Source organism: Agrobacterium sp. LR_9 (genome assembly GCF_041954855.1).
Lineage (GTDB): Bacteria > Pseudomonadota > Alphaproteobacteria > Rhizobiales > Rhizobiaceae > Agrobacterium > Agrobacterium leguminum.
Map to the genome: position 1 here is coordinate 49,380 of NZ_JAVAYA010000007.1, position 23,463 is coordinate 72,842.

A 23,463-nucleotide genomic window follows, 5' to 3' on the forward strand; every position below is an offset into this window, starting at 1 on the left:
TATTGTGAGCAAATAATGGTGATATGTTATCGCATTTCAGCAGGTGCGTCCGCTCCTAAAAGCGTAAGGCCGGACCTCAAAACATTTGCGACAGCATTCACCAGCCCAAGTCTGGCAATGCTCAATTCTCGGTTTTTATCGTTAATAAAACGTAATTCCGGCTGGTCTTTACCCTTGTTCCAGTGTCCATGGAAGGAACTGGCGAGATCGTAGAGGTAAAAAGCAAGCCGGTGCGGCTCATGCGAAAGGGCCGCCGATTCGATCAGGCGCGGATATTCCGCAAGCTTTGCAACCAGCTGCAACTCATTGATATCGCTAATCAAAGCAACAGAAGCCGCCATCTCCTCAGCCGAAGGAGAAAGCCCCGGAAACGCTTCCTGCGCCTGCCGGAAGATCGACATGGAACGGGCATGCGCATATTGCACGTAAAAAACCGGATTATCCTTAGATTGTTCGGTCACTTTCGCGAAATCGAAGTCCAGCGGCTCGGAATTCTTCCGATAAAGCATCATGAATCGCACTGGATCGCGACCCACTTCGTCGACAACATCGCGCAGCGTGACGAAGTCGCCGGAGCGTTTCGACATCTTCACCGGCTCGCCGTCACGGAACAGCTTGACGAGCTGGCAAAGAAGCACCGTCAGTTTCGACTTGCCTTCGGAGACGGCGCGCGCAACCGCTTCCAGCCGCTTCACGTAACCGCCATGGTCGGCGCCGAGCACATAGATCATCTCGGAAAAACCACGGTCGAACTTGTTCTTGAAATAGGCAACGTCGGCGGCGAAATAGGTGTAGGAACCGTCCGACTTCATCAGCGCACGGTCCATGTCGTCGCCCACCTCGGTGGAGCGGAACAGCGTCTGTTCGCGGTCTTCCCAGTCTTCCGGCAATTCGCCCTTCGGCGGCGGCAGGGTGCCCTTGTAGACATGGCCCTTGAAGGTGAGATCGTTGATAGCCGAGAGGATCGGACCGCCATTGCCCTCATGCAGCGTGCGCTCCGAGAAGAACACGTCGTGCCGAACGTTGAGCAGCGCCAGATCCTCGCGGATCATCGCCATCATCGCGTCGATCGCGTTGTCCTTGACGATCGGCATCCACTTTTCCTCGGGCATGGCGCGCAGCTTGATGCCATATTCATCCGCCAGCGCCTGGCCAACGGGAACGAGATAGTCGCCGGGATAAAGGCCGGACGGAATGGTGCCGATATCTTCGCCGAGCGCCTCGCGGTAACGCAGGAACACGGAACGGGCCAGCACATCGATCTGCGAGCCGGCATCGTTGATGTAATATTCCTTGGTAACGCCATAACCGGCAAAAGCGAGCAGGTTCGCCAGCGTGTCGCCGACGACGGCGCCACGGCAATGGCCGACATGCATCGGGCCTGTCGGATTGGCGGAAACATATTCGACGTTAATTTTCTGGCCCGCACCGATGGTGGAGCGGCCGAAATCGACGCCCTGCGCGATCATGTCGGCGAGAAGACGCTGCCAGTAACCGACCGAAACCTTGAGATTGATGAAGCCCGGACCCGCGACATTGACGCTGTCCACATCGCCATCGGCCTGAAGAGCCGGCACGATGAGTTCGGCCAGCGCGCGCGGATTGGTGCCGAGCGGCTTCGCCAGCACCATGGCGGCATTGGTTGCGACATCGCCGTGGCTCAGATCGCGCGGGGATTCGACGGTAATTCGACTGAAATCGACCTTTTCGCGGTTCTCTTTCACGAGATCGAGGGTCTCGAGCGCGTTTTTGATCCTGGTATCGAAATCAGCAAAAATGTTCATCGTTCCAACCTGCGCGAAGGGCTTCTGTTTATATCCGGCCGTTTAACCGGGTCGGCTTCGCGATCGCCCGCTGCCCTATCGCAAATCGGGGGTGTGGTCAAACAGCCGCTGGTGGGCGCGCAGTGCATAACTGTCGGTCATGCCGGCCAGATAGTCGCCCACATGCCGGGCTTTTGCGGCCACGCTCATGCCGGAAATGCTGTCCACCCAGTAGTGGCTCTGCATTTCCGCCGGCGTTTCCATATAACGGTGGAAAAGATCGGTGACGATCTGTGTGGCGCCGGCGCGGATGCGCATGATTTCCGGATGCCGGTAGATATGGCCGAACAGCAGTTTCTTGATCTGCCGGTCGGTCTCGGCCATTTCCGGCGAGAAGGTCGCAACGGTGAAATCGGCAGCGCGGATATCCGCCGCACTCTTCGGCTTCAGACGGGCGAGATTCTGCTGCGCAACGCCAATCACGTCTTCCACCATATGGGTGATCTGCCGACGCATGATCTCATTGGCGAAACGCTCCTTGTCGAGGACCGGATATTTCGCCCGCACCTCGGCCATCAGGCCGCCGAGGAACGGCACCTCCTCCAGCATCTCGAAGGTGAGATAACCGGCGCGCAACCCGTCATCGATGTCGTGGGTATTATAGGCGATGTCATCGGCAATCGCCGCCACCTGCGCCTCGAGACTGGCATAGCTGCCGATTTCCAGATCCTGCAGCTCGCAATATTCGAGGATGGGCAGCGGAACCGGTCCCTTGATCCCCTCGCCCTTCGCATTCACCAGCGGTCCATTGTGCTTGACCAGCCCTTCGAGCGTCTCCCAGGTCAGGTTGATGCCGTCATATTCGGCGTAACGGCGCTCAAGCTTGGTGACGATACGCAGCGACTGGGCGTTATGATCGAAGCCGCCATAGGGCAGCAGCACCGCATCCAGCGCGTCCTCGCCGGTATGGCCGAAAGGCGTGTGGCCGAAATCATGCACCAGCGCCACGCCTTCGGCGAGATCCTCATCGAGCTTCAGCGCGCGGGCGAGCGCCCGGGCGATCTGCGCCACCTCGATGGTGTGGGTAAGACGCGTGCGATAGTGGTCGCCGTCAGGGCTGATGAACACCTGCGTCTTGTGCTTCAGGCGGCGAAAGGCTGTCGTGTGGACAATGCGGTCGCGGTCGCGCTGGAACTCCGAGCGCGTCAGGCTTCCGGTTTCGGGAAAAAGACGCCCGCGCGTGGTCCATGGATCCGAGGCGAAAACCGCCCTCTCGCCGCTTCCGAAACCCAATGCGCGCTGGTCTATGATCATGCATCCACCTGTTGTCTTCTCCAGCCGGGACTTCCTTTTGGTCTCGGCCATTGACCTTTTCATTCACCCTTCATACCTATCGCAGAGGTCGGCGCAAAGCATCATCGCCGCGCAGACCGCCTTCACACAGGCTATAGACCGTTAATTTGACCGGTTTATAATGGTGACAACGAGATTATTGCTCTCCGGTTCTTGACCCCGGCAGGAGAAACGACATGGAAAACAGCGACATTACCCTTTCTGAAGCTGCGGCAAAGCGAATCGCTCAGATCGTCGCCGCCGAAACCGGCAAACAGGCGCTGCGCGTCTCGGTGGAAGGCGGCGGCTGCTCGGGCTTCTCCTACAAGTTCGATCTGGCCGAAGACAAAGCCGATGACGACATCGTGATCGCCCGCGGCGACGCGAAAGTGCTGATCGACAGCCTCTCGGTCGTCTATATGGCCGGCTCCGAAATCGACTTCGTCGACAATCTGCTCGGCCAGTCCTTCCAGATCAAGAACCCGAATGCTGTGGCAAGCTGCGGCTGTGGCACCAGCTTCTCGATCTGACATCGTCTTTCCACCACATCCACAGGGCCGTTTTCCAAAAACGGTGGCAATCGCTTTTGCATCGGGTAAAAGTACCCTCGCAAAAGGGAAACTCCGATGAAGATTGCCACCTGGAACATCAACGGCGTCAAGGCGCGTATCGAAAACCTCTGCCAGTGGCTGAAGGATTCGTCGCCCGATATCGTGTGCCTTCAGGAAATCAAATCCGTCGACGAGGGTTTCCCCCGGCTGGAGCTGGAGGCGCTCGGCTATCACGTCGAGACCCATGGCCAGAAGGGCTTCAACGGTGTCGCGCTGCTGTCGAAGGTCAAGCCCGACGAGGTCAATCGCGGCCTGCCGGGTGACGATGCCGATGAACAGGCGCGTTTCATCGAAGGCGTTTTTTCCGTCGATGGCGGCGCCATCCGCGTCTGCTCGCTTTACCTGCCGAACGGCAATCCGCCGGACGATCCGGTGAAATATCCCTATAAGCTTGCCTGGATGGAACGGCTGCGGCATTTTGCCGAAGATCGCCTTGCGCTCGAGGAGCCGCTGATCCTTGCGGGCGACTACAACGTCATTCCCGAGCCCTTCGATTGTCACGACCCACGCGTGTGGGAAGGCGACGCATTGTTCCTGCCGAAGACCCGTGCGGCCTTCCGCAAGCTGGAGAATCTGGGCTTCACCGATGCCGCGCGTGCGACGACGGATGAAGCAGGACTTTATTCCTTCTGGGATTATCAGGCCGGGGCATGGCCGAAAAACAATGGCATCCGCATCGATCATCTGATGCTGTCAGCGGAAGCGGCCGACAGGCTGCAATCCGTCAGCATCGAAAAACATGTGCGAGCCTGGGAAAAACCGTCCGACCATGTGCCGGTCTGCGGTTATTTCGATTTCAGTCCGATCGGCTGAGCCACTCCGGGCGGGTGGATAAAACCACCCCGATCAGCACCCTCAATCCGGATCGTTGAACTGCATGTTCTGCGCCATGGCGATGGCGGCGCGGCGATCGTTCTCACCGGCGAGCGAAAAAGCCTGCTCCTGCAGGTTCTGTATCCAGGTACAGTCCGCCGCCGTGCATTTGTCGAGCGCCGCCGTCATGAAGGCCAGCCCCTGCGTCGTCTGGCCTTCCTGGAAGATCAGGTTGCCGAAAATCGACATGGCGCCGGCATGGCCGTGCTTGCGGGCCTGGTTGAGCCACTTCTTGGCCTGCTGCACATCGGCGCGGCCGCCCTCGCCGGCGAGAATCATCTCAGCCAGACGGAACTGCGCCTCAGCGACGCCAAACGTGGAAGCAACCTGGAAATAAAGCTGGCGGGCCTGCGACAAGTCCATCTTCACCGGGCTGCCGGGAATGCCGTGACGGTAATAATCGGCAAGGGAAAGCAGCGCATTGACGAAAAAGCCGGTATCTTCCGAACCCGGCTCCACGCCCTGATTGGCGATTTCGCTGTAGATCTTGAAAGCTTCGAAGTCGTTCTTGGCGACGCCATCGCCATAGGCATACATATTGGCAAGCGCCCAGCGCGAGCCGGTATGGCCCTTTTCAGCCGCGTAGCGATAGGCCTCGACGGCTTCGCCCTTGTTGCCGTTCTTGTAGGCCTTGAAGCCGAACTTGAACAGGTCGAAGGGGCCGGATTCCTTGGTCACGCCCGCATTGATGTCAAAAGCCGCAGCAGGCATTGCGAGCGACGCAAGCAACATGCCCATAAGGAGCGGCTTTAAAACGTTGGCTTCACATTTCAGCATTTCAGCGAACTTCTCTCAACTCTTCCCGGCATATAGCCAATACTTGCGGAATACTGCAAAGCCGAACCCCGCCGGGTCGCGATTTTTCGAACACACTGCGTCTTTCCGGCAGCACTTTCCAGCGCACCACCGGTGGTCTTTTGCGGCAATTGCCCTAATTTTCCAGTGAGACAGATATAGGCATAATTTCCGGCAACATAACGGCATTCCGTCATCCGCCGGTCAGCGCCAGACAAGAAAGCCGGGCGAAATTCCCGTATTACTTGCTTAAACGCTGAATCCAAACCCGTTTTCACTTTCTGCAACTCCGCAGGCCCACATCAAACGCCTGCATGTTCTTTCATTCCCGCGCCTTTAAACATAAGCCAAGCACCCTGTTTGTGGCGGGAAATGGACAGATATGCTCACATTCCAACGCGCCCACACGCTTGCAGAAAAGTGTTGCCAAATCGTCACAAAACTTTCGGGCTAGAAAATTTTATCGAGCAGGAATCATAGTCGCGCATGAAAAAAGGCCCGGTTGGTAAACCGGACCTTTATTTTAGCATCTACGGAAGGATGATGTCAGAACTTGACCTTCACACCGGTCGAGATGGCTGCGACGAGGTCGTTGCCGAAGTCGTAGCCCGCCTCGTTGCCGCAGGTGAAGCCTGCACCGCACGGTCCGCCATTGATGGACGAGCTACCGGAGGTCAGGAGGCCGAGAGCGCCGGCAATCTTGAACTCGATGTTCTTGTTCGGGGAGTAGACGATCTGCGTGCCCAGTGTCCAGGTGTCGGTCTGGGTGCCGATGACAGTCGACGTACCGCGATCCCAGGTCAGGCTCACAGCACCGCTCCACTGTTCGTTGAACTTGTGACCGACGCCACCCGAAATCGTCCAGCCGTCGCGATAAAACAGGTCAAGCGTGTTGAGCGTGTCAGCTCCGCTCGGAACGCACGGCGACGTGCCGACCGCGCAGAAAGGAATGACCTGAATCTGGCTCCAGTCCGTCCACTTCACCGAACCGAAAGCAAGCCAGTCCGGCGCGATACCGGATTGCACCTTGAGTTCGATACTGTCAGGCATGGAAACAGAGCCATAGATTGGCACGAGCTTGCCACCGTATTTCGCAAGCGTCGGAGAAATGGAGGGCGGCGTCTGCGGGATCGCCCTGACGTCGGCGAAACCGGTCAGGTCGTGATCGACGGCGCTGTTGTAAACGAGGCTCGCACGGAAGGCGATCTCGGGAATCTCATAGGCCATGCCGACGCGCCAGCCCCAGCCGTCACCTTCCATCTCAAGTTTGCCAACGCCGCTGAAGCTGGACCAGGCCGGATTGAGGCCCAGAACGGCCGGCCCGAGAACCTGACGGTATTTATAACCGCTGAGTTCCTGATAGAAACCACCGCCTATAATCGAGAAGTCGCCTTTGCCAAGATCGAACTTCACCCGGCAGGTAGTAGCGTAATTGTGCGACTTGACCTTGGTTTCGATATTGTAGCTCGATCCCTGCCAGATACCGGGATTGAGATGCGCGCCCCAGGGCTGCGAATAGTCGAACATGCAGTCGCCGAAATCACCGATTGCCGCTTTGGCGCCGATCCGGGTCGACCAGAAGTTTTCAGAGTCATCTGCGCTCCTTGACCAGGCCGCAGGCAGCGGGCCGCTCTTCAGCGGATTGTCCCGCGCATTTTCCACCTTGCGCTGCGGCGCGACGAAGGTTGCAGAACTGTCGAGAACATAATCGGACGGATCGAACAGCAGGTCGATATTGTAACCGCCGCGCTCAAGGCCGCCAGCCAATGAGGGCGTTACCGCCGCGATGCTGACTGCGAAACATACCGCGCCGCGAAAAATTGCAGTTTTTGCCATCTCTCTCCCCAATCAAGGCAATGTGATCATCAAAAGAGTGAAGCGCTTCGCAGCAAATGACAATCTGCCGCACTCTGGCACAGTTCTGCGACACTTCTCCATTTTTTACGTAAGAATTTCATGTCGATCCCCTTGCATAATCATTTTAGGTTATTTTTCTAATCCCATTGAAGCAATCAGACATAAAATGAAACAAATTCCCACTTGAGGCAGGAATTGTCGCCAAATAACCACACTCACGGGTTTCCCGAGGAAACGCGCTTATCAGGCCGTTTTTGTTGGATTTTTTGGCTGTTTCAGAGGTTTTTGGCCGGGCATGGCGTGAAATAATCGCTCTTTCGGGTGCCCATGATTCGCCGTTGCGGTGCAGCAATCAATCGAGACGAATTGTTACATAGAAACAAAAACGCCCCGTTTCGAACGGGGCGTTTTGTTTTCAGAAAAGAGCCGGGGGCAGCTATTAACCCGCTTCGCTGACCCGCGTGAGCGCCGTTCTCAGGCTTGCAAGCTGCACTTCCAGCTCTGCCTTGCGCTCGCGCTCGGCGGCGACCACTTCCGGATCGGCATTGGCCACGAATTTTTCGTTCGACAGCTTCTTGTCGATGCGTTCCATTTCCGCATCGACCTTGCCGATCGCCTTTTCGAGACGGGCTTCCTCGGCCGCCAGATCGATGAGCTTGCCGAGCGGCAGGCAAACCGTGGCCTCGCCGACGATGATCTGCGCGGAGCCCTTCGGTGCGACATCGGCGGCGCGGATTTCATCCGCCCGCGCCAGGCGCCGGATGGCGGCGGCGTGGCGGTCGAGCCGCGCTTCGGTGGAGGTATTGGCGCCGACAACCACCAGCGAAGCGGTGGCGCCCGGCGGCACATTCATCTCGGCGCGCGCGGAGCGAATGCCGGAGACGAGATCGATCAGCCAGTTGATTTCGGCCGCCGCGGCATCGTCGCGGAATTCCGGCACCGGCCAGTCGGTCAGGCAAAGCAGATTATCCCGCTCCTCGCCCTCGCCCGCCGTATGCGCCCAAAGCTCTTCCGTCATGAAGGGCATGAAGGGATGCAGGAGCTTGTAGATCTCGTCCAGAACATAGGCCGCGCAGGCCTGCGATTCCCTCTTGGCCTTTTCGTCTTCGCCGCTGAAGACAGGCTTCAGCAGTTCCAGATACCAGTCGCAGAACTGGTTCCAGACGAAACGGTAGAGAATGCCGGAGGCGTCGTTGAAACGGAAGTTCTCAAGCGCCGCCGTCACGTCGCGCGCCGTATTGGCAAGCTCGGTCAGAATCCAGCGGTTGATGGTCAGCGACGCGGTTTCGGCAAGGAAATGCGGATCGCGCTTCACGCCGTTCATCTCGGCAAAACGGGTCGCATTCCAGAGCTTCGTGCCGAAGTTGCGATAACCGGCGATACGCGCCGGATCGAGCTTCACGTCACGGCCCTGCGCCGCCATGATGGCAAGCGTGAAACGCAGCGCATCCGCACCATATTCGTCGATCAGTTCCAGCGGATCGATGACGTTGCCCTTGGACTTCGACATCTTCTGGCCGTTCTTGTCGCGAACCAGCGCGTGGATATAGACCGTGCTGAAAGGCTCGACCGGGTTGCCGGCATCGTCCTTCATGAAATGCAGACCCATCTGCATCATCCGCACCACCCAGAACGGGATGATGTCGAAACCGGTCACCAGCACGTTGGTCGGATAATAGCGCGCCAGTTCCGGTGTCTGCTCGGGCCAGCCAAGCGTCGAGAACGGCCAGAGCGCCGACGAGAACCAGGTGTCGAGCACGTCTTCGTCGCGGGTCAGGATTTCACCCGGCTTGAAGTTCTCAAGCTTCTCCTCGACCCAGGCCTTCCATGGTCCTTCATGGGCAATATAATGCTGGATGGCCGCCTGAAGCGCCTCTTCTTCGGTCTTCTCAACGAAGACCTGTCCGTCCGGGCCATACCATGCGGGGATCTGGTGACCCCACCACAATTGCCGCGAGATACACCAGGGCTGGATGTTCTCCATCCACTGGAAGTAGGTGTTTTCCCAGTTCTTTGGCACGAAATTGGTGCGGCCTTCGCGAACCGAGGCAATCGCCGGCTGGGCGAGCGTCTTGTTGTCCACCCACCACTGGTCGGTCAGGCGCGGCTCAATCGGCACACCGCCACGGTCGCCATGCGGCACGACATGCTTGTGCGGCTCGATCTTGTCGAGCAGGCCGGCTTCCTCGAAGATTTCGACGATGATCTTGCGGGCGGTAAAGCGGTCCTGCCCTTCCAGACGATCCCATGCGCCATGCAGCGCCGCGGGATGGCTGAGACCTTCGAGGAAATCCTCGTTCTCCTTGATGGAGATCGTGCCGTCGATATTCATGATGTTGATGGCGCGCAGACCGCAGCGCTTGCCGACTTCGAAATCGTTGAAGTCATGCGCAGGCGTGATCTTAACCGCGCCCGTGCCGGCCGTCGGGTCGGCATAGTCATCGGCGACGATCGGAATCTTGCGGCCAACGATCGGCAAGATGACATGCTTGCCGATAATGCCCTTGTACCGTTCATCCTTCGGGTTCACCGCAACGCCGGTATCGCCGAGCATGGTTTCGGGCCGCGTCGTGGCGACGACGATATAATCGCGCGTTTCGAAATCGGTGGGCTTGCCCTCCTCGTCGAAAGCGACCGGATATTGATAGGTGACACCCTTTTCCAGCGGATAACGGAAGTGCCAAAGGTTGCCCTTCACCTCGATCTGTTCGACTTCCATGTCGGAAATCGCCGTCTGCAGCTTAGGGTCCCAGTTGACGAGGCGCTTGTCCTTATAGATCAGGCCCTGCTTGTAGAGCGTGACGAAAACTTCGAGAACCGCCTGCGACAGCCCCTCATCCATGGTGAAGCGCTCACGCGACCAGTCACAGGAGGCACCAAGGCGTTTCAGCTGGTTGAAAATGAGACCGCCGGATTCGGCCTTCCACTCCCAGACCTTCTCCACGAAAGCCTCACGGCCCATATCGCGGCGGCCCGGAAGCTGCTGCTCCATCAACTTGCGCTCGACGACCATCTGCGTGGCGATGCCGGCATGGTCCATGCCCGGCTGCCACAACACGTCCTTGCCGCGCATGCGCTCGAAGCGGACCAGAATATCCTGCAGCGTGTTGTTGAGCGCGTGGCCCATATGCAGGGAGCCGGTCACATTCGGCGGCGGGATGACTATGGTGAAGGTTTCCGCGCCCGGCTTGGCGTTGGCGCCGGCACGAAAAGCGTGAGCCTCGTCCCAGGCTTTGGCGATCTTCGGTTCGACGGATGCGGAATCGTAGGTCTTTTCGAGCATTTCCTGACCTGAATTTTAGAGTTCTTGTGTGGATTTTTTTAAATAAGGATGGACGGGAGAGAGTCAACAGAAACCCGCCCGCGAGCCAACCATTGAGCGGACCCACGGGTGACTATGACCCCATAACACCTTCATCTTCAACAAAAAAGCCGCCCCGATGCCGGAGCGGCCCCTGTTTCGTCGCATCCGCCGCAATCGCACATGCGGCCGGAGCGGAACTTAGCGGCGCGAACCGCGCGCCACGCGCTCGATTTCCTCGCGCACCAGACGCTCCACGAGTGTCGGCAGATTGTCTTCCAGCCAATCCTGCAGCATCGGGCGCAGCATTTCGGCGGCCATATCCTCGATAGAGCGCCGCTCGACACCGTCGAAAACCTCTGCAAGCTCGCTGAACGAACGGGCGATCTGCGCACCGGCAGCGGCGGAAAGAAGATTGAGCGACAGACCGCCCTCAACACCCGCCTCGTCTTTTGCCTGTGGCTCGGCCAGATCGAATGCCGGTTTCTCAACGACAGGTTCCAGCACCGCTATGTCGAAACGTTCCGCTGTCAGCGGCGTTTCGAGGGCGCCGCGCAGCGAAAGCTGATCGAAGCGGTTTTCGGCCGAAGACGCGCTTTCGATGGCGGCAGCGGCAGCGCGATCCTCGGCGGCAAAAGATACCGGCTGCTCGTTCACGCTGGATGCCGGCTGCTCGCTCACGCTCGCGGCGGCCGCAGCCGCCATCAGCGGACGAACATCCGTCGGGCGCTGCGGTGCGGCGCGTTCGGAAGACGGCGCGGACAAAGGCTGCGATACGGTCGGCGCAGCAGCCGACGGCGCGGTCTCGGCCGCGCCGCGCTGGGCCTGCGCGGCGAAAGCCTGCGGCCCCATGGCGGCGTTACGGTCTGCGGCGGCACGCACACGGGCAGCGACATCTGCAAGCGACATGGTCTTCTCGGCGGCGCTTTCCTGCCGTTCAGCCATGGGCCCTTCAGAAATCGGCGAAAAATCCTGCGCAGGCCGTGCGCCAAAAGCCTGGTTTGCGGCGGGGGGAACGCGCGCTGGGGGGCTGATGGGCTCCGCCACGAAGGCTGCTTCGCTCGCCGCCTCGTCTTCATCGTCATAGACCGGCGGCAACTGCCCGGAAAACGCACCGGCAGGTCCGGTCTCGTTGCTTTCGATGATCCGGCGGATAGACGCCAGAATCTCTTCCATGGACGGTTCACGCGCTACGCTTGGCTGAGCCATATCAATCCCCGGTTTCCACTCTTCGAACGCCCTTGCCGCATCCCTCGGACACCGGATGAGCGCTCCTTGACCTGTTCAATTTTCACATCGCGTTTTCGACAACCGAAATCGATTGTCACACCGATGCTCTGAAACATGGCCGGCCAAGCGCCTGGGCATTTCGCCGTCCCTGTCGCAGGATCATGCGGGGCAGAAATACGCACACCCCGAATCACCCTTAGTTTAGGTCAGCATAGCGAGGAACTAAATCACTGATTCGACAAGTTTCGTGATGATGCACAGCTTTGTGAGGACGGCCCGAAAGGAAGCGCTCCGCCGGCAAACCGAACGTAAAAACGCCGGGGCGGAAACTCCACCCCGGCGTCAGAAAGAAGATGATCGTTTGCCGATCAGAAAACGAATTCGGCCGCCTTGGCAAAACCCGGCAGCGGCTTGACGGAAGCATTGAAGAAAGTGGCGGCCGATGTGCTGTTGCCATCGCGGCGATAGACGGTGGCCTTCGCGGCGCCGCCATATCCGACGACGACAACCAGACGGCCGCCGTCACGCAGCTGGTCGGTCAGTGCCGCCGGCACTTCCTCAACCGAGCCGTTGATGAAAATGAGGTCATAGGGCGCTTCGCCCGCATAGCCCTTTTCGAGGTCGCCGGTTACGACCGCGACATTGTCATATCCGAGCGAGGCGAGCGTCTCGGTCGCCTGTGCGGCCAGCGCCTCATCGCTTTCAAGCGAAACCACCGAACCGGCAAGCTGCGAAAGGATGGCGGCTGCATAACCTGCACCGCCGCCGACTTCCAGCACCACGTCCTCCTTCGACACGGCCGAAAGCTGCAGCAGCTTCGCCAGCGGCGAGGTCTTCATGACATAACGGGCCGGACGGCCATCGCGGGCGGGACAGATCTGCAGGTCCGCGTCCACATAGGCTATCTGCCGCACGCCCGCCGGCACGAATGCCTCGCGCGGCACGCTCAAAAACGCCTTCAGCACGGAATGCGACGTCACGTCGGTCGTGCGCAACTGGCTGTCGACCATATTGGCGCGTGCGGTTTCGAAATCCATCATATCGTATCGCCTCAATTTCACGGATGCCGGTCGGGAAGCCTCGGCTCCAAAAGCTCAAAACGGCAGGGGCTCCCCCTCGCCTTTGGATAATCTCATAATTGCCCAAGCGCACGCTTTCAAGCGCGCTAAGCCGGATGTGTGGGAAAAAGCGAAACAGTGGAGATTTCCGGAACAGCAAATGACCGCGAAGCGGGGTCAAATATCGAAAAAACATTGCGTTCGTGGAAATTTTTGGAGGCCTCGCCCGGAATTGAACCGGGGTACAAGGATTTGCAGTCCTCTGCGTCACCACTCCGCCACGAGGCCTCACACGCTCATCAATCAAGCGATGGCGGGCATTTAGAACGAATCCATTATGGGCGCAAGAGGGTTCGTTCCGAATGTAGTGTTTTTTCGGATCGCACCGGCATACCGCTAAGGCAAGCTGCTTAAGCACTTAAGATTCCGAAGCTTTTTGTATCTGCCTTATATTTCAGAAGAAACAAAGCCCGCATCCGGCACGTTTGCGCCGTTGCGGGCAATGCTGCATTTCCTGTACCAGCCGGTCAGATCCGCCCAAGCAGAACGAGGATCAGGACGATGACCAGAACCAGTCCGAGACCGCCTGACGGGCCATAACCATAATTATGGTAACCCCAGCTTGGCAGTGCGCCGATCAGGAAAAGAATGAGCAGGATGACGAGGATGGTGCCGAGCATGTGTAACCCTCCACTATTGGCATGTGTCCTGCCTGTTTGAACGATGAAATGCGCAAAAAGTTCCCTTTACTGTATAGCCGGCAGCATAACGGTGGAAAGGCATCCTCTTCCGTTTCAACGAGTTACACCGGGAATTCGGGAATGCGGCCTTTGGCTGCTCCGTCTCGAGAAGTAATTCTCTGGCTAATTATATCGCCGCAAAAAGCCCCTGAAGGCCCGCGGCAGGCCGGCCTTCACCGGGATCGACCAAAGCAGCGATTTATTCGAGGTAATTTCTCGGCCTATGTCTATCGGCAGTTGTCCGTCATATTAGCGCCAGTCCCCCGTACCCTGAAACTGGCGGGAGACGGAGAGATCTGGCATCACTGGCAGTGCGCCAGATCTCTCCCGCCCCTCCCCACGCTCCTCGAATTCTCCTTTGCAGGCACACGGATATTTTACCGACTGTGTTCTCGTTCCCCTTGCCTTGCCGGTTTCACTCCGGCTAGACCCCGGACCGGGAGGGAGAAACGAGAATCATATGTCCGGTTTTGCGAACCTCATCCCGCTTTTCATCTTCGGCCTCCTCGTCTACTTTTTCTTTCGCTGGGTCGCGCGCGACATTCAGAATCCGAAGAGCAAATAGTCGGGGAAATCGTCTCCGGCCCCTGCCCGCCGGGAACCGCCGCGCCTCGACATCGTTTTCACGGACGCACTTCGGAGGACAGGATGAAAACGCTCGTATCATCGGCCGCTATCGCGCTTACACTGGCGCTTGCCGGATGCACCACGGCCGGCCCGGCCGCCTATGTCGGCCCCGCGCCCTATGTCGAACCCATTCCCGGCAGTATTATCTACAGGGGCCAGCCGCGCACCAAGCTGACGAAATCGCCGATCGGCAGTACCTTCACCCATGAATTCCGCATCGACGGCAGCACGCGGGCGGTGGAAACCTACCGCATCGCGCCGGACCGCTCGCTGGAACTCATCGACCGCCGCATCATCCGCGAATGGTTGTTCGGGCGCGACGACTGACCGCACCGCAACGGCGCGAAACGGGCCGGGAACGGGATTGCGCATCCTGACCGCTTGGTTTAGAGCCGGGCGCAACAACCATAATGGATAGGCGATGAATACGCGCTGGCAAAAACCCGTCCTGATCGCGTTCGAAACGCCGGGCGACTATACGAGCATTGACACCACGCAGGCGGCCTCCTGGGCGCTGATCGAGGATTGGCCAATCGAAGACGGCGATGCGCTGGACAAGGCGCTGCTGATCTGCGCCGCCGTCGATGCCGGCAGGAAGAAGCCCGAGGATGCGCGCAAGGCGTTCATCGCAGCCGCAATCGAAGCCGGCCTCGATATCAAGGCCTGACGGCGGAACACCTGCCGGCCGTGGACTAAAAAATGCCGCCTGCGGCGTCAGCTTTTTCAGGATAAGACGTGGGATGGATCGCAACAGATGGAAGCTTCCGGAAACATGAAAAAGGCTCTGTTCATTTTTCTCCTCTCCTGCCTGGCGATCGGCCTTCTCGGCCACCTCGTGGTGGCCTTCGTCGTCACCGGCTGAAGCGCCCAAATCCCCTTCGCCGGAAGACGGGGCGAGTGGACATTGGAATTTCCTGAATTTCATTCTTTCGTTATGGAACCGCGATAAACTCTGATCGTTCTCTTTTCACCCAACAGGAGGAGGATCGGAATGCGTGACGGATTGAACGGTTTTCTCGAAATCTCGATGCTCGGCTTCGTGGTCGCAAGCTGCCTTTTCATGGTCAACCTACCGATCTGAGCCACGGCAAAAATTCTTCTTCGACACGACCGGCGACGTGACGTTCCGGTATTAAAAAATGCGGCCTTGTGGGCCGCATTTTTTTTCAACAGATGATCCAATCAGGCGGAAAGCTTGGCGGCGAGTTTCGCCACATGCGCGCCCTGGAAACGGGCGGCTTCCAGTTCGATTTCGGAAGGCTGGCGCGAGCCGTCGCCATCGGTGATGGTGGAGGCGCCATAGGGCGAGCCGCCCTTGATTTCATCGACGCCCATCTGGCCCTGGAAAGCATAGGGCAGACCGACGACCGCCATGCCATGGTGCAGGAAGGTGGGGATGAAACCGAGGATGGTAGATTCCTGACCGCCATGCTGGGTGGCGGAAGAGGTGAAGGCTGAACCGACCTTGCCGACCAGCTTGCCGCTGAACCACAGACCGCCGGTCTGGTCCCAGAAATTGCGCATCTGCGAGGCGACCGTGCCGAAACGCGTGCCGGCGCCGACGATGATGGCGTCGTAATCCGCCAGCTCGTCCACCGTCGCCACCGGAGCCGGCTGATCCAGCTTGAAATGGGAAGACTTTGCAACTTCTTCCGGAACGAGTTCGGGAACGCGCTTCACCACGGCTTCCGCGCCGGTGGACTTCACGCCCTCGGCAACGGCATAGGCCATTTTCTCGATATGGCCGTAAGAGGAGTAATAAAGTACCAGAACCTTCGTCATTCTCTTCGTTTCCTTTGCTGGAACTGTTTCCGGCGTACCGGCGACAAGCTTCTTTAAAAACTCAATGATAATCGGCTTTGACCCGTAAAAAACGTATGACAAAAAGGTAGCGGACGGATGGGTCCGCCGCCAGCCGGGGATTGGCATACGCACTGTTCACGATGAGTGAACGCCCGGAGCCATCGTCAACCAATCCCCATTTTGCGTTTCTTCAAAACCGCTTTGCATTCGCGCTGGCGCGGCGTTAACGTCGGGTGAAACAGATGACGAGTGCAACCATGTCCAATCCCTCCTCCGCCCAATCCGTCGTGACCGCCGCCATGCTTGCCATTGGCGACGAACTGCTTTCGGGCCGCACCAAGGACAAGAATATCGGCCACCTCGCGGATGTCCTCACCATGTCCGGCATCGACCTGAAGGAAGTGCGCATCGTCGCCGACGAGGAGGAAGCGATCGTGGAAGCGCTGAACGCGCTGCGCGGCCGCTATGACTATGTCTTCACATCAGGCGGCATCGGCCCGACCCATGACGACATCACCGCGGATGCGGTCTCTGAGGCGTTCGGCCTGCCCTGCGAGCACGATGCCGAGGCGCTGCGCCTGCTGGGTGACATGTATCGCGTCCGCGAGATGGAATTCACCGAGGCGCGCAAGCGTATGGCGCGTATGCCGAGAGGAGCCGCCCACATCGCCAATCCCGTTTCCGTCGCCCCCGGCTTTGTCATCGGCAATGTTTACGTCATGGCCGGCGTGCCGCAGGTGTTTCAGGCCATGCTGGACAATGTCATGCCGACGCTGCGCACCGGCGCGAAGGTCATGTCGCAGGCGGTGCGGTCGCCCTATGGCGAAGGCGATATCGGCACGCCGCTGACAGCCATCCAGAAAGCCCATCCCGAAACCAGCATCGGCTCCTATCCCAAATATGACGGGCAGCGCTTTTCGACGGAGATCGTGGTGCGCGCCCGCGACGCCGGCGTCCTGAAGGCGGCAGCAGAGGCGGTTGCCGCCATGATCGAGACTATCGGCCATGAAAAAAGACTGGCAGCCAGCAAGGGCGATGCAACCGCCTAAGGCAGAAAAAGCTTGAGACAGAAAAGGCTTGAGACGGGAAGCTTTGACCAAAATCAAGGTGGCGGCCTGTAAAGGCGGCCACTCTCCCCCTGAGCATTCCAGGAAAAGCGGAACAGCTTTTCCGCCCGGACAATGCATAAAACAGAGACTTGGATCGATCTGGCGATTCGAAGAAAGACCAGAACGATCTGAAAACGACATGTCACCGAGGAGAGAGAAATGGGTTACAAGACGATATTGGCAGTGGTCGACAATGTTTCGAACACGCAGAAGCTCGGCGAATTCGTGGTAAGCCTTGCCGATCAGTTTTCCTCGCATGTGATCGGCCTGCATATGGAAACGCTGGCCGCCGTTCCCCTCGTCGCGCCGATGGAAATTCCCGACCCCGCCACCGTGCAGGCGCTGCAGGATGTGGCGCATAAGGAAACCACCGACGTCGGAACCATCTTCGAGCGTACGCTGGCCGCCAACGGCATCTCGCATGAATGGCGCAGCTTCGTCACATCGGTGGGTTACGCCTCCGCATCGGCAATCGACAGCGCCCGTTGCGCCGATCTCGTCGTCGCCCGCCAGAGCAGCTCCTCCGCACTTTCCGACAGCCGCTCGGATATTGACGGTTTCCTCTATGAAAGCGGTCGCCCCGTTCTCCTCGTGCCGCATGTGCTGACAGTTGCGAAACCGATCAAGCGCGTCCTGATCGCCTGGAACGGCTCGCGCGAGGCGACCCGCGCCACCTTCGACGCCCTGCCCTTCCTCAAGGCAGCCGATAGCGTCGAGATATTCTCCGTGGATCAGGCCGAGAGCGAAACGCAGTCTTCCGGCCTCGCCGGTGCGGAACTGGCCGCCACGCTCGCCCGCCACGGCGTCAACGTCACCGTGACCTCGCAGGAAAAGATCGCCGGTGTCTCGCCGCAGGCGGCCATCGAAAACCGGCTGTCCGATAACAGCATCGACCTTCTTGTCATGGGCGCTTACGGCCATTCCCGCTGGTGGGAACTGCTGTTTGGCGGTGTCACCCGCACCCTGCTCGATTCCATGACGGCGCTGACGCTACTGTCGCGTTAAAAATGGATGCGGCGTAAACAGCGCGCCGCAAGCCCCGCCATCTCGGTTAAAACGAGCGTCTGCCCCTTGTTTCTTCTCCCCGCCGGGGAGAAGTCCGCGACAGCGGGATGAGGGGGCAAGGGCAGTGAGTTACGGCAGCGTTGCCCCCTCATCCGACCCTTCGGGCCACCTTCTCCCCGGCGGGGAGAAGAAACAAACGGCAACCTCCAGCTCTGTCCTTTAAGCGGAAAGCTTGCCTTTTTGCCGGTCTTGCGGCTATTAGCCAAAGCCATCGACAATTTTGACCAGATGGTAGACGACATGTCCCTTCCCGATAAAGCCTTTCCCGTCTCCTGGGACCAGTTTCACCGCGATGCCCGTGCGCTTGCCTGGCGTCTCGCCGGCCTTGAGCGGGAGTTCCGCGCGATCGTCTGTATCACCCGCGGCGGCCTCGTGCCGGCGGCGATCATTTCCCGCGAACTGAATATCCGCCTGATCGACACGGTCTGCATCGCCACCCGCCATGATTACGTCAATCAGGGCGAAACGGTTCTGCTGAAGGGTGTCGCCCCGGAACTTTCGGCGGATGGCGGCGAAGGCGTGCTGGTGCTGGACGACCTGACCGATACCGGCAAGACGGCGCTCGAAGTGCGCGAAATGCTGCCCAAGGCGCATTTCGCCTGTGTTTACGCCAAGCCGAAGGGCGTGCCGACCATCGACACCTTCGTTACCGAAGTCAGCCAGGACACCTGGATTTATTTCCCCTGGGACATGGGCTTCACATATCAGGAGCCGATTGCCAAGGGATCGCGCGGCTGACCAGCCCCGCAGAGAAAAATCACGCTTTGAAACCGCCCCATCGGGGCGGTTTTTTTGTCGGGAAACGCCTTTCTGACGACAGCTAAAAAACACGGAAAAACCGCAGTGTCGCCTTTATGCCTCACCCCGGAAATGCGGGGTTTTGCCTTTCCGTTGCGGAAACCAGCCTCGCGCAAGCTTCAAACTTTGCCGCCAAGTCACTGATTTTTCTAAGAGCTTTTCCTATCCCCGTTTTCCACAGGCACTCCACACAATATCTTGTGGTTAAAAATGGGTTTCAATCTATGGCTTGACGAATCTGTGCCGCGAGAGGAAAGTGACAATTATGTTGCGGCGGCAACGGACCGGAAAGTAACGAGGCCGGTTCCTCTCCATCTTCAGCGCGCATGTCCAAAGCGGCGTCCCGGCCATGAGGGGGTGGTTCGCCGCAGGCTTTTGCGCGCCTTTTCGGAACCGCCAAAACATGACGCGGGGACTGGCGGCAGGAAGCTGTTGATACTATATTTAGTATTCCATGACATGCTTGCAGCCGAATAAGCCACGAGATACAGGGATGACATCCAAGGATGAACATCCCTTTCAGATCGGCAACAACCGGCTGCGCGAAGGCATCGCACGGCTGGACCAGATTTTTGCGCCCTTCACCGGGCGCCCAATGGACGAGGACAGAAACCATGCGCATTGAACGCCGCTTCACGAAGCCCGGCCAATCGCCTTATGCGGAGATCGACTTCCGCAAGGCCGTCAGTGAAATCAAGAACCCGGATGGATCGATCGTGTTCCGTCTGGCGGATATCGACGTTCCCGCGCAGTTCAGCCAGGTTGCCACCGACGTTCTGGCGCAGAAATATTTCCGCAAGGCCGGCGTGCCGAAGTTCCTGAAGAAGGTTGAGGAAAACGACGTTCCTTCCTTCCTGTGGCGCTCTGTGCCCGATGAAAAGGCGCTGAAGGATGTGCCGGAAGCCGAACGTTTCGGTTCCGAGACCGATGCGCGTCAGGTTTTCGACCGTCTGGCCGGCACCTGGGCCTATTGGGGCTGGAAGGGCAAATATTTCTCGTCCGAAGAAGATGCGCTGGCCTTCCGCGATGAGCTTGCCTACATGCTCGCCACCCAGCGCGTTGCCCCTAACTCCCCGCAATGGTTCAACACCGGCCTGCACTGGGCCTATGGCATCGATGGCCCCGGCCAGGGCCACTTCTATGTCGACCCCTTCACCGGCAAGCTGACCAAGTCCAAGTCCGCTTACGAACATCCGCAGCCGCATGCCTGCTTCATCCAGTCCGTGGAAGACGACCTCGTTAATGAAGGCGGCATCATGGACCTGTGGGTGCGTGAAGCGCGCCTGTTCAAATATGGTTCCGGCACCGGCTCCAACTTCTCCTATCTGCGCGGCGAAGGCGAAAAGCTTTCCGGCGGCGGTCGTTCTTCCGGCCTGATGAGCTTCCTCAAGATCGGCGACCGCGCAGCAGGCGCCATCAAGTCCGGCGGCACGACCCGTCGTGCGGCGAAGATGGTCGTTGTCGATGCCGACCATCCGGATATCGAAGCCTATATCGACTGGAAGGTGAACGAGGAGCAGAAGGTTGCCGCTCTCGTGACCGGCTCCAAGATCGTCGCCAAGCATCTGAAGGCGATCATGAAGGCCTGCGTCAATTGCGAGGCCGACAATGGCGATTGCTTCGACCCGGCCAAGAACCCTGCCCTGAAGCGCGAAATCCGCGCTGCCAAGAAGGACATGGTGCCGGAAAATTACGTCAAGCGCGTCATCCAGTTCGCAGAGCAGGGTTACAAGGACATCCAGTTCAAGACCTATGACACGGATTGGGATTCGGAAGCCTACCTCACGGTATCCGGCCAGAACTCCAACAACTCCGTCTCGCTGAAGGACGACTTCCTGCGCGCTGTCGAAAATGACGGTGACTGGAACCTCACCGCCCGCAAGGACGGCAAGGTCATGAAGACGCTGAAGGCCCGCGACCTCTGGGAAAAGATTTCCCACGCCGCCTGGGCGTCTGCCGATCCGGGCCTGCACTTCAACACCACCATGAACGACTGGCACACTTCGCCAGCCGCCGGCCCGATCCGCGCCTCCAACCCGTGCTCGGAATATATGTTCCTCGACGACACGGCCTGCAACCTCGCCTCGCTGAACCTTCTGCAGTTCAAGGATCAGGCGACGAAGCGCATCGATATCGCCGATTACGAACATGCCGTTCGCCTATGGACCGTCGTGCTCGAAGTGTCCGTCATGATGGCGCAGTTCCCGTCGCGCCAGATCGCCGAACTCTCCTATGAGTACCGCACGCTGGGCCTCGGTTACGCCAATATCGGCGGCCTCCTGATGTCCTCGGGCATTCCCTATGACAGCGCCGAAGGCCGCGCCATTGCAGGTAGCCTCACCGCCATCATGACCGGCGTGTCCTATGCAACCTCGGCTGAAATGGCCGGCGAGCTTGGCCCCTTCCCGGGCTTTGCGCCGAACCGTGACAACATGCTGCGCGTCATCCGCAACCACCGCCGCGCCGCCCTTGGCCAGTCTGAAGGTTATGAGGGCCTGTCGGTCAACCCGGTCGCGCTCATCCATGGCGATTGCCCGGATCAGGACCTGATCGCCCATGCCGTCGCCGCCTGGGACAAGGCGTTGACGCTCGGCGAACAGCACGGCTACCGCAACGCCCAGACGACGGTTATCGCGCCGACCGGCACGATCGGCCTCGTGATGGATTGCGACACGACCGGCATCGAGCCCGACTTCGCGCTGGTGAAGTTCAAGAAGCTCGCCGGCGGCGGTTACTTCAAGATCATCAACCGCGCCGTTCCGGATGCACTGCGTTCGCTTGGGTATTCCGAAAGCCAGATCGCCGAGATCGAGGCCTATGCCGTCGGCCATGGCAATCTCAACCAGGCGCCCGGCATCAATCCTTCCACGCTGAAGGCCAAGGGCTTCACCGATGAGAAGATCGAGGCCGTCAATGGCGCGCTGAAGAGCGCCTTCGACATCAAGTTCGTCTTCAACCAGTGGACGCTCGGCGCCGACTTCCTCAAGGAAACGCTGAAAGTTTCCGACGAGCAGCTCTCCGACATGAGCTTCAACCTGCTCGAGCACCTCGGCTTCGGCAAGAAGGACATCGAAGCGGCAAACGTTCACGTCTGCGGCGCGATGACGCTGGAAGGCGCACCGTTCCTGAAGGCCGAGCATCTGCCGGTCTTCGATTGCGCCAACCCCTGCGGCAAGATCGGCAAGCGTTACCTCTCGGTCGAATCGCATATCCGCATGATGGCGGCGGCACAGCCCTTCATCTCCGGCGCGATCTCCAAGACGATCAACATGCCGAACGATGCGACGGTTGAGGATTGCGGTGCGGCCTACATGCTCTCCTGGAAGCTGGCGCTGAAGGCAAACGCCCTTTACCGCGATGGTTCCAAGCTTTCCCAGCCGCTCAACGCTTCGCTGGTGGAAGACGAGGACGAAGAAGACCTGATCGAAGAACTCATCCAGCAGCCGGCTGCACAGCAGGCCGTGACGATCACCGAAAAGATCGTCGAACGCGTCATCGAGCGTGTCTCGCGTGAGCGTGAAAAGCTGCCGAACCGCCGTCAGGGTTACACCCAGAAGGCGACCGTTGGCGGTCACAAGGTCTATCTGCGCACCGGCGAATTCGGCGATGGCCGCATCGGCGAAATCTTCATCGACATGCACAAGGAAGGTGCGGCCTTCCGTGCGATGATGAACAACTTCGCCATCGCCATTTCGCTCGGCCTGCAATATGGCGTGCCGCTGGAAGAATATGTGGAGGCCTTCACCTTCACCAAGTTCGAACCGGCCGGCATGGTGCAGGGCAACGACGCGATCAAGAACGCCACGTCGATCCTCGACTACGTGTTCCGCGAACTCGCCGTCTCCTATCTCGGCCGCCATGATCTCGCCCATGTCGATACGTCGGATTTCTCCAACACGGCGCTCGGCAAGGGTATCCAGGAAGGCAAGACCAACCTCGTTTCCACCGGCTGGACCCGCGGTTACAAGCCGACGCTGGTTTCCAGCAATGGCGGCGAACGGTCGTCTTCCGAGCCGAAGGGCTCGGCAACGGCAGCCCCCGCCCGCGCTTCGGCCAACGTGACCTCCTTTGCCGGCTCCGCCGCCCGCAAGCTGGAACCGACCGTCTCCGTCGCGACCTCAGAAATCGTCTCCTTCAAGCGGGACTATGAAGAGCGCGCCAGGGAACTGGCCGAAGAAATCGCCGAGGAAGTGATCGACGACGTCGCCCAGGAATCCCAGCAGACGGCCACCGCCCTCTTCTCCGACAAGGCCGCCGCCGACGCTGCATCGGCCAAGACGGAAGCCAAGAAGGTGGAAAACGAACGCCGCATGCGCTCGATCGCTCAAGGGTATACCGGCAACATGTGCTCGGAATGCCAGAACTTCACAATGGTGCGGAACGGCACTTGCGAGAAGTGCGATACGTGCGGTGCGACGAGCGGTTGCAGCTGAGATAGCTGTGGATAACTCGTAAATTTCCAGCCCGACATTTTTGTCGGGCTGGATTTTCAAAGGGAACA

At 59.1% G+C, this 23,463-nt stretch carries 19 protein-coding genes and 1 tRNA gene; 9 read left to right on the plus strand and 11 right to left on the minus strand.

What is annotated here, in order from left to right:
- Window positions 1-26: 26 nt before the first annotated feature.
- Both argS and RAC79_RS10600 read right to left on the minus strand, forming a co-directional pair.
- Window positions 27-1,784: an arginine--tRNA ligase gene (gene argS, locus RAC79_RS10595; protein ID WP_174039225.1), complete on the minus strand. Its 1,758-nt coding sequence runs from the start codon at window positions 1,782-1,784 to the stop codon at window positions 27-29.
- A gap of 75 nt (window positions 1,785-1,859) precedes the next feature.
- Window positions 1,860-3,077, minus strand: a complete 1,218-nt coding sequence (locus RAC79_RS10600) for a deoxyguanosinetriphosphate triphosphohydrolase (protein ID WP_059760463.1) — start codon at window positions 3,075-3,077, stop codon at window positions 1,860-1,862.
- A gap of 215 nt (window positions 3,078-3,292) precedes the next feature.
- Here RAC79_RS10600 and erpA point away from each other — a divergent pair, with 215 nt between their 5' ends.
- A complete protein-coding gene (gene erpA, locus RAC79_RS10605; RefSeq protein WP_065656001.1) occupies window positions 3,293-3,625 on the plus strand; it encodes an iron-sulfur cluster insertion protein ErpA in 333 nt (110 codons plus the stop codon).
- A gap of 96 nt (window positions 3,626-3,721) precedes the next feature.
- Window positions 3,722-4,519 carry an exodeoxyribonuclease III gene (gene xth, locus RAC79_RS10610; protein WP_104679411.1) on the plus strand — a complete coding sequence of 266 codons (798 nt, stop codon included), beginning with the start codon at window positions 3,722-3,724 and terminating at the stop codon, window positions 4,517-4,519.
- A gap of 42 nt (window positions 4,520-4,561) precedes the next feature.
- Here xth and exoR read toward each other — a convergent pair whose 3' ends face one another.
- The 8 genes from exoR to RAC79_RS10650 all read right to left on the minus strand — a co-directional run bounded on the left by exoR (window position 4,562) and on the right by RAC79_RS10650 (window position 13,500).
- Entirely contained in the window at window positions 4,562-5,356 is a 795-nt protein-coding gene (gene exoR, locus RAC79_RS10615) for an exopolysaccharide production regulator ExoR (protein ID WP_003509731.1), read from the minus strand.
- Entirely contained in the window at window positions 5,350-5,652 is a 303-nt protein-coding gene (locus RAC79_RS10620; RefSeq protein ID WP_223215637.1) for a hypothetical protein, read from the minus strand. The genes exoR and RAC79_RS10620 overlap by 7 nt, the downstream gene beginning before the upstream one ends.
- Before the next feature lie 268 nt (window positions 5,653-5,920).
- Window positions 5,921-7,210 (minus strand): outer membrane protein transport protein, encoded by a 1,290-nt coding sequence (locus tag RAC79_RS10625; protein WP_142845138.1) that lies wholly within the window; start codon window positions 7,208-7,210, stop codon window positions 5,921-5,923.
- Window positions 7,211-7,670: 460 nt separating this feature from the next.
- The gene (locus RAC79_RS10630; RefSeq protein WP_174039226.1) at window positions 7,671-10,514 is read right to left on the minus strand and encodes a valine--tRNA ligase; all 2,844 of its coding nucleotides are present in this window, start codon (window positions 10,512-10,514) and stop codon (window positions 7,671-7,673) included.
- Window positions 10,515-10,733: 219 nt separating this feature from the next.
- Window positions 10,734-11,741: a cell division protein PopZ gene (gene popZ / locus RAC79_RS10635; RefSeq protein ID WP_174039227.1), complete on the minus strand. Its 1,008-nt coding sequence runs from the start codon at window positions 11,739-11,741 to the stop codon at window positions 10,734-10,736.
- A 389-nt stretch (window positions 11,742-12,130) separates the two neighbouring features.
- Window positions 12,131-12,802 carry a protein-L-isoaspartate O-methyltransferase gene (locus tag RAC79_RS10640; RefSeq protein ID WP_142845135.1) on the minus strand — a complete coding sequence of 224 codons (672 nt, stop codon included), beginning with the start codon at window positions 12,800-12,802 and terminating at the stop codon, window positions 12,131-12,133.
- Between the two features lie 232 nt (window positions 12,803-13,034).
- A tRNA-Cys gene (locus RAC79_RS10645) sits at window positions 13,035-13,108 on the minus strand.
- A gap of 239 nt (window positions 13,109-13,347) precedes the next feature.
- On the minus strand, window positions 13,348-13,500 hold the full coding sequence (locus RAC79_RS10650) for a DUF3309 family protein (RefSeq protein WP_003495626.1): 153 nt from the start codon (window positions 13,498-13,500) through the stop codon (window positions 13,348-13,350).
- 708 nt (window positions 13,501-14,208) lie between these two features.
- On the opposite strand from RAC79_RS10650, the gene RAC79_RS10655 reads away from it, so the two are divergent.
- Window positions 14,209-14,514: a hypothetical protein gene (locus RAC79_RS10655; RefSeq protein ID WP_174039228.1), complete on the plus strand. Its 306-nt coding sequence runs from the start codon at window positions 14,209-14,211 to the stop codon at window positions 14,512-14,514.
- Window positions 14,515-14,608: 94 nt separating this feature from the next.
- Complete coding sequence (locus RAC79_RS10660; RefSeq protein ID WP_003523370.1) at window positions 14,609-14,854, plus strand: DUF982 domain-containing protein; 246 nt, start codon at window positions 14,609-14,611, stop codon at window positions 14,852-14,854.
- Between the two features lie 515 nt (window positions 14,855-15,369).
- Here the strand turns inward: RAC79_RS10660 and wrbA are convergent.
- The gene (gene wrbA, locus RAC79_RS10665; protein ID WP_080857032.1) at window positions 15,370-15,969 is read right to left on the minus strand and encodes an NAD(P)H:quinone oxidoreductase type IV; all 600 of its coding nucleotides are present in this window, start codon (window positions 15,967-15,969) and stop codon (window positions 15,370-15,372) included.
- A 278-nt stretch (window positions 15,970-16,247) separates the two neighbouring features.
- Between wrbA and RAC79_RS10670 the strand changes: the two genes are divergently transcribed.
- The 5 genes from RAC79_RS10670 to RAC79_RS10690 all read left to right on the plus strand — a co-directional run bounded on the left by RAC79_RS10670 (window position 16,248) and on the right by RAC79_RS10690 (window position 23,395).
- Entirely contained in the window at window positions 16,248-17,039 is a 792-nt protein-coding gene (locus RAC79_RS10670; protein WP_174039310.1) for a competence/damage-inducible protein A, read from the plus strand.
- 219 nt (window positions 17,040-17,258) lie between these two features.
- Window positions 17,259-18,104, plus strand: coding sequence for a universal stress protein (locus tag RAC79_RS10675; protein WP_125146679.1), 846 nt, complete (start codon window positions 17,259-17,261; stop codon window positions 18,102-18,104).
- Window positions 18,105-18,404: 300 nt separating this feature from the next.
- The gene (gpt, locus tag RAC79_RS10680; protein ID WP_003523375.1) at window positions 18,405-18,902 is read left to right on the plus strand and encodes a xanthine phosphoribosyltransferase; all 498 of its coding nucleotides are present in this window, start codon (window positions 18,405-18,407) and stop codon (window positions 18,900-18,902) included.
- Between the two features lie 553 nt (window positions 18,903-19,455).
- Window positions 19,456-19,587: a hypothetical protein gene (locus RAC79_RS10685; protein ID WP_272872067.1), complete on the plus strand. Its 132-nt coding sequence runs from the start codon at window positions 19,456-19,458 to the stop codon at window positions 19,585-19,587.
- On the plus strand, window positions 19,577-23,395 hold the full coding sequence (locus RAC79_RS10690; RefSeq protein WP_374996996.1) for a vitamin B12-dependent ribonucleotide reductase: 3,819 nt from the start codon (window positions 19,577-19,579) through the stop codon (window positions 23,393-23,395). The genes RAC79_RS10685 and RAC79_RS10690 overlap by 11 nt, the downstream gene beginning before the upstream one ends.
- The last annotated feature ends 68 nt before the right edge of the window (window positions 23,396-23,463 follow it).

What these genes read in the sequence shown, in the direction of transcription:
- erpA (WP_065656001.1), top strand. Translation starts at nt 3,293, where the DNA reads ATGGAAAACAGCGACATTACCCTTTCTGAAGCTGCGGCAAAGCGAATC.
- RAC79_RS10640 (WP_142845135.1), bottom strand. Translation starts at nt 12,802, where the DNA reads ATGATGGATTTCGAAACCGCACGCGCCAATATGGTCGACAGCCAGTTG.
- RAC79_RS10655 (WP_174039228.1), top strand. Translation starts at nt 14,209, where the DNA reads ATGAAAACGCTCGTATCATCGGCCGCTATCGCGCTTACACTGGCGCTT.
- RAC79_RS10670 (WP_174039310.1), top strand. Translation starts at nt 16,248, where the DNA reads ATGTCCAATCCCTCCTCCGCCCAATCCGTCGTGACCGCCGCCATGCTT.
- popZ (WP_174039227.1), bottom strand. Translation starts at nt 11,741, where the DNA reads ATGGCTCAGCCAAGCGTAGCGCGTGAACCGTCCATGGAAGAGATTCTG.
- RAC79_RS10685 (WP_272872067.1), top strand. Translation starts at nt 19,456, where the DNA reads ATGACATCCAAGGATGAACATCCCTTTCAGATCGGCAACAACCGGCTG.
- wrbA (WP_080857032.1), bottom strand. Translation starts at nt 15,969, where the DNA reads ATGACGAAGGTTCTGGTACTTTATTACTCCTCTTACGGCCATATCGAG.
- RAC79_RS10660 (WP_003523370.1), top strand. Translation starts at nt 14,609, where the DNA reads ATGAATACGCGCTGGCAAAAACCCGTCCTGATCGCGTTCGAAACGCCG.
- RAC79_RS10625 (WP_142845138.1), bottom strand. Translation starts at nt 7,210, where the DNA reads ATGGCAAAAACTGCAATTTTTCGCGGCGCGGTATGTTTCGCAGTCAGC.
- RAC79_RS10630 (WP_174039226.1), bottom strand. Translation starts at nt 10,514, where the DNA reads ATGCTCGAAAAGACCTACGATTCCGCATCCGTCGAACCGAAGATCGCC.
- RAC79_RS10600 (WP_059760463.1), bottom strand. Translation starts at nt 3,077, where the DNA reads ATGATCATAGACCAGCGCGCATTGGGTTTCGGAAGCGGCGAGAGGGCG.
- exoR (WP_003509731.1), bottom strand. Translation starts at nt 5,356, where the DNA reads ATGCTGAAATGTGAAGCCAACGTTTTAAAGCCGCTCCTTATGGGCATG.
- xth (WP_104679411.1), top strand. Translation starts at nt 3,722, where the DNA reads ATGAAGATTGCCACCTGGAACATCAACGGCGTCAAGGCGCGTATCGAA.
- gpt (WP_003523375.1), top strand. Translation starts at nt 18,405, where the DNA reads ATGTCCCTTCCCGATAAAGCCTTTCCCGTCTCCTGGGACCAGTTTCAC.
- RAC79_RS10650 (WP_003495626.1), bottom strand. Translation starts at nt 13,500, where the DNA reads ATGCTCGGCACCATCCTCGTCATCCTGCTCATTCTTTTCCTGATCGGC.
- RAC79_RS10675 (WP_125146679.1), top strand. Translation starts at nt 17,259, where the DNA reads ATGGGTTACAAGACGATATTGGCAGTGGTCGACAATGTTTCGAACACG.
- argS (WP_174039225.1), bottom strand. Translation starts at nt 1,784, where the DNA reads ATGAACATTTTTGCTGATTTCGATACCAGGATCAAAAACGCGCTCGAG.
- RAC79_RS10690 (WP_374996996.1), top strand. Translation starts at nt 19,577, where the DNA reads ATGCGCATTGAACGCCGCTTCACGAAGCCCGGCCAATCGCCTTATGCG.